The sequence below is a fragment of the Cryobacterium shii genome (assembly GCF_004402595.1).
Lineage (GTDB): Bacteria > Actinomycetota > Actinomycetes > Actinomycetales > Microbacteriaceae > Cryobacterium > Cryobacterium shii.
In genome coordinates this window covers 1-5105 of sequence record NZ_SOFY01000075.1, presented here as the reverse complement: position 1 = coordinate 5105, position 5105 = coordinate 1, and the positions used below count along the sequence as shown (strand labels likewise).

Genomic DNA, 5105 nt, shown 5'->3' with positions numbered 1-5105 from the left:
TGCTGGCCTGATTCTTAGTGCTCTTTTGGCAGGAAACCAGCCACTAACTTGGCAGGATTCCAGCGCCGAAACGGCCTACAAAGAGTTGATCACACACACAGCTGGCCCGCGATAAACCCTCCGGCACGACAAAGTTCTTGAACAAGTACGCCGCGTTCTCGCTCCTGGTGATCGATGAATGGCTCCTCGATGAACCCGATGAGAGCACCAGGAGCATGCTGTTGGAACTCCTCGAGCGACGCTACGACCAGGCATCAACGGTGTTCTGCACGCAATACGCGCAGAAGGATTGGCACCAGCGCCTCGGTTCCGGGGTTCACGCCGACGCGATCATGGACCGCATCGTGCACAACACCATCTGGGTCGAGACCGGCGGCCACAACATGAGAGAACACACCGCCGGCCAGGTCAAGGCATAGGACCCCGCGCGGTCGGGCGTCACCGGCCCCCGACCGCGCGACAACCCGGCACCGACAGGCAATACCAGCGGCCCCCGAAGGCAATATTCACTGGCCCCTAGACCCGCAAATACTCACAACGATGGATCGAACAAATTGCATACCAAATGCAACGGATACGGCCCGGCCTCGGAAATCTCTTTGCGGACGCAGGCAGCCGTCGCAGCGAATGACTGGTTGCTCCGCCGCTGACCGATACCCGCGGCGCAGTGCAGGCGCCGCCACCATTTGCTGTGGTCGCGGGCGCGCGCCAGGTTCCCCGCCGCCCCAGGGCAAAGGCGGCACGGCCCGATGCCGCGGAGCGAGCCCGCCCACAGGGCCGGAGCTCAGAGCTGCGAATGTGAGCGCGGTTACAAACCACGACTGAGGTTACAAATTGTGATCACGGCTGTAACGGCGAGAACCGCAGGATTCCGCGGCTAGAAGCGTCAAGATTACAAAGTTACTAAGTTACAAAGATCTAGAGACCTACCCAAGACCCTCGGCCAATCAGCCGTCCCCTCGCGTGGTTGAGAGGGAGGGAATGTTTGTAACCAGGAAATTAAGGGGTAAAACTGACCTCTGAACTGGGTTTTTCTTCGTTACAACGAGTCATGCCGAAATGTAACCGCGCACCAAGCTCTACCACCTCCCCACGTGCTCCGCGCTGAAAGGCAGGCCTGCTCCTCCAGATTGGACGATCGAGTTCATCTGAAAGGCCACGATCCTGTGATCTGCGTCGAGCGGCATCCGAATCAATGGTCAGTCCATCAACGGCTCCTGGACGTCCGTCTTGCTCCGGGCACGATTAGGACACGGGTCCACTCGCCTAATCTCGCCACGCGGAGTATGTATTTGCCTGGCGGCGTTTGAGCCCGTAGGGGCGAAGCACCCAGCGGCGGCAACGGAGGATAGGCGCCGTCAGCAGGCACCCTCCCAACCCCCAGTGGGGGTTGGGAGGGCAAGGAGCGCAGCGACGCAGTAAGGGCCCTCGGAAGCGCAGCGGAACGAGGGAGAGGAAGACACGGAGACCGAGCGCAGCGACAGGATCAGGGTCGCCCGAAGGGACGTCGGCTGCGCCGACCACCAAGCTAGATTTCATGCAGCGAAGCGAAGTGAAAACGACGCGTGGTGCCATCCCCCCTTATGCCCTTTCCCTTCCTCCCTCGTATTCGGAGCTCCAGCGGAGAATCGAGGTCATAACTGCTGGTGTATCAGCGTAAATGGATGATTCCGCACATCTGTTTACAACCCCGTTGACGCAGTCAACAGCACTAGGGGTTGTAAACAGTGGCATCCATTTCCGTTGGAAAGGCGGGGTTCGGTTGTCAACGGCTTCTGAGGTGCCTTGGCACCGTGTTGACAGCCATGGAGCACAGCGACGCAGAACGCGTTTCACCCCTTGACCCCATGTTCATTTCACCCTGCCGTGGCCGCGGGCGCGCGGTCACCTTTGCCTCACCACCGGCGCGGTGCTCGGCGCAGCCGTGCACCCCTCATTGCGACTTCAGCCGTGTCTGAGCTCCGCCTCAGATCATCCGTAACGATCGACGCAGGAGAGCGATGCGGGACTCGCGACAGCCGCGTAGCGGCGCTCTGGGTCATGGTTCGTCTCGAGCCCATTGGAGACTTCAGTTGACACGAATGCCGTCGCCTGGTTGGGCCGCAGGCCAGCCTCAGGGGCGATACCTGGCTGACAGCCTCAGCGACCTCATTAGCGCCACCTCCGGGGCGCCTGCAAGGCTCGTGGGCCCTTCACACCCCCTCATCAGATTCCACCGAGATCCGCGTCGTCGACGCTCATATCGACGTTTGTACTCTTTCGTTCTGAACGTTCCGCGCCCTGTACCCGGACCGGTACTGGAATCCTGACGGGTCCTGACGTGACGGCACGCCGGCTCTAACGCATGGGATCACAGGAATTCTCAAGAGGAATATAAATTCGAATGTCTGTATTCAATCGGTGGGCGCAATCTGACCAGACATCGGGCAGAATCTGACCGTTTGCTGGCCGGCCATTTGCGAGCCAATTTCCGAGGGCGTGAAGCGGCCAAAGTATGGCCACATTCTGGCCTGGCGACCTGTGATTGCGGCGAAAATGCAGGCCACAGATCGGGTTTCGATTTTGCATCATCCGTGCGGGCAGGAGTTGACCACCGCATGGTCAGAATCCGGCCAGACGTGTAGTATATACAATCGAGTAAAATGCCCCTAAATGCTTGAAATTCTTCTGTTGACGTATCTGCTCAGTCTCAGAGATGGATTCGGGGCAGGGCCATAGATCTTCTGCGTGGGGCGAAGGTCTGCGGGAGAACCAATCTAGGCACGTCGGGCTTTCTCTCCGCAGGGGCGCCTGTGCTGATTGGTGGGTGTATCGAGTGAGGGACGATGGCGGCAGATAGCCATGGCATCGCCGCTGTGGCAACTCATCGGCGGGTCGGTGTCGGGCGAGGTCTCCGAGAACGAGCCGCCTGGCTCCGAAGATGTATCCTCCCGCCAGAGGCGGCCCACCAACGTCTGATCTGATCGCCTGATGCTTGCAAACCTGTGTGTCTTCCGCGAATCTCCGATAGCCGGCCCACGCGTCCGCTCGTATCTGAGCAGACCTGCAACGAGCCCCGGGAGCGGGACTTTTCCGGCTATCGCAACGTCGCCGAAGGACCTCTAGTCTTCCTCTCATGACCCGTTCCGCACCCGCCCCTGACAACGCCGATGGGCGAATCGGCCCACACATCTCGGAGGACGCCGTCCGGCGCCTCGCAGAAGCCGTGGCTCGATTGGCGAATGACCCGGAATACTTCCTGGAAGCACTCACGGACATGCTGCTCGCGATGAAGCCCATCTCACTGGAGAAGCTGTCAGACAACGACGTCCGCTTCCTGATCGAGTCGGGCGCATTCAGCGCTGACGCGTGGGCCGAGACTTCGGCAGCGGTAGACCGAGGGAATTTGCAGCTGAGCACGACCAAAACCTGGTTGCTTGCCCTATTCGCGACCATGTCCATGGAGCATGTCACAGGCTTTCTCGGTTGGAACGAAAGCGACGTCACTGATGCAGTTGCCGACGGACGGCTCTACGCGATCGAAGTTTCTGGCCGGCTCCGCTTCCCGAGTTGGCAATTCGACGTGGCGTCCCCTTCGAAACTTCTCCCAGGGCTGACTCAGCTGATCGGAATCATCACCCCACGATGGGATTGGCAAAGCGCGGCTGGATTCATGGCCACACCTCAGCGGGACCTGGTCGCCCGGGGGCGCAAGACCCCGATTCAATGGCTCCGTGACGGAGGCGATTTCGACGACGTGCGTGAGATCGTCGAGGCTTCCGATTGGTCGTGAGGACCTGATGGCCGCACCTCATCGGCGTGCCCGAGAATCAGATAATGGCGCGACACGCGCCAGGTGGCACCGCTGATGCCGACCGACGAGACGCACGTCGTCGTCGCAGGTGACTGGCACGGCAACATCGCCTGGGCAGGGAAGGCCATCCCGTCGATCGCTCGCAATTCCCCTGGAGTCCGAACGATCCTGCATGTCGGCGACTTCGGGATCTGGCCCGGCGCAGGCGGCCAGAAGTTGCTAGACGCCGTTGACTTCTGGTGCGCCCGGGCTGGCATCTCGCGCGTGCTCGTCACACCGGGAAACCACGAGGACTGGACCTGGCTCGATGACGAGTTCACTGCCCAGCCTGGCAAACCAGTGGGGCTGAGCTCGGTAGTTGAAGTCCTCCCCCGCGGCTATCGATTCGAGATCAGCCGTAGGACCTTCGCGTCGTTCGGCGGCGCGGCGTCCGTCGACTACGAGATGCGATCGCCGGGCATCGACTGGTTCCCCGGTGAGCTACCCACGGAGCAAGACGTCGAGCGAGCCATCAGCGGCGGCCCGGCAGATGTCCTGCTAACGCACGAAGCCATCGACGGTGGCACCCCGGCCTCAGAAGACATGCTCCGGTCCAATCCGATGCGTTGGAGCCCTGCAGCCCTGGACTACTCAAGCCGGTCACGCGCGCTCACCACGAGGGTCTGGGACGGGGTCGCCCCAAAGTTGCTTTTCCACGGTCACATGCATTTAGCGGACGAGGTAGCGCTGCCTTCGGGTCAGCAGGTCATTTCGCTCGGCCGTGACGGTCAGAGGCGGAATCTCGCTCAGCTTGAGCTGTCGACGTTGAACTGGCGATGGCTCGAGCGCGCACCGAAGGACGTCAAGTGAGCGCCATCATCCTCGAGCTTCCCGACAAGCCCCATGACGTGGCCCCAGGGCAATTCGTCAACGGGTCGTTGACCAAACGCGTTGCGCCGCCCACAAAGGAGCGGAAGTCGCATGAGGGTGTGCGCACGTATCCGTTGCCGAACTCCGCGAACGTGCGCAAAACGGAAGCGATCGTCGCGATGCTAGCCCCCTGGCAGGCGGGTCTGGTCCGAGTGCATTCAGGGCTCACGCGAACGCGTTTCGAGGGCGCGCACTTTCCGAAGTTCCTCGACACGAAACCTCTCGCCGAGACGAGTGTCTTGTCTCAGCGGCAGTGGCAATGTGTCACGAAGCAGACGTTTGCGGCGACTCGGTCGTGGGAAGAGGTTGCGTCCCCTCGAGTGGTGTAGTTCCCGGGTTTCGATCGTTGGATTAACAACGTAGGAAACCACCGTGCGATGGTCAGTGAGAACCGTTCAAAGTT

The 5105-nt window shown here is 60.9% G+C and carries 3 protein-coding genes and 1 pseudogene; all 4 read left to right on the top strand.

Annotated features, from left to right (window positions below; all coding sequences use genetic code 11):
* Window positions 1-104: 104 nt before the first annotated feature.
* Window positions 105-419 (top strand): annotated as a pseudogene (locus E3O49_RS13975) (ATP-binding protein); the annotation flags it as partial.
* A 2696-nt stretch (window positions 420-3115) separates the two neighbouring features.
* A complete protein-coding gene (locus tag E3O49_RS13970; RefSeq protein ID WP_134451795.1) occupies window positions 3116-3772 on the top strand; it encodes a hypothetical protein in 657 nt (218 codons plus the stop codon).
* A gap of 63 nt (window positions 3773-3835) precedes the next feature.
* Window positions 3836-4642, top strand: a complete 807-nt coding sequence (locus E3O49_RS13965) for a metallophosphoesterase (RefSeq protein WP_134451794.1) — start codon at window positions 3836-3838, stop codon at window positions 4640-4642.
* Entirely contained in the window at window positions 4639-5031 is a 393-nt protein-coding gene (locus E3O49_RS13960) for a hypothetical protein (RefSeq protein ID WP_134451792.1), read from the top strand. The genes E3O49_RS13965 and E3O49_RS13960 overlap by 4 nt, the downstream gene beginning before the upstream one ends.
* Window positions 5032-5105: the final 74 nt, after the last annotated feature.

Excerpts from the sequence above, each read along its gene's own strand:
- E3O49_RS13970 (WP_134451795.1), top strand. The coding sequence starts at position 3,116 with ATGACCCGTTCCGCACCCGCCCCTGACAACGCCGATGGGCGAATCGGC.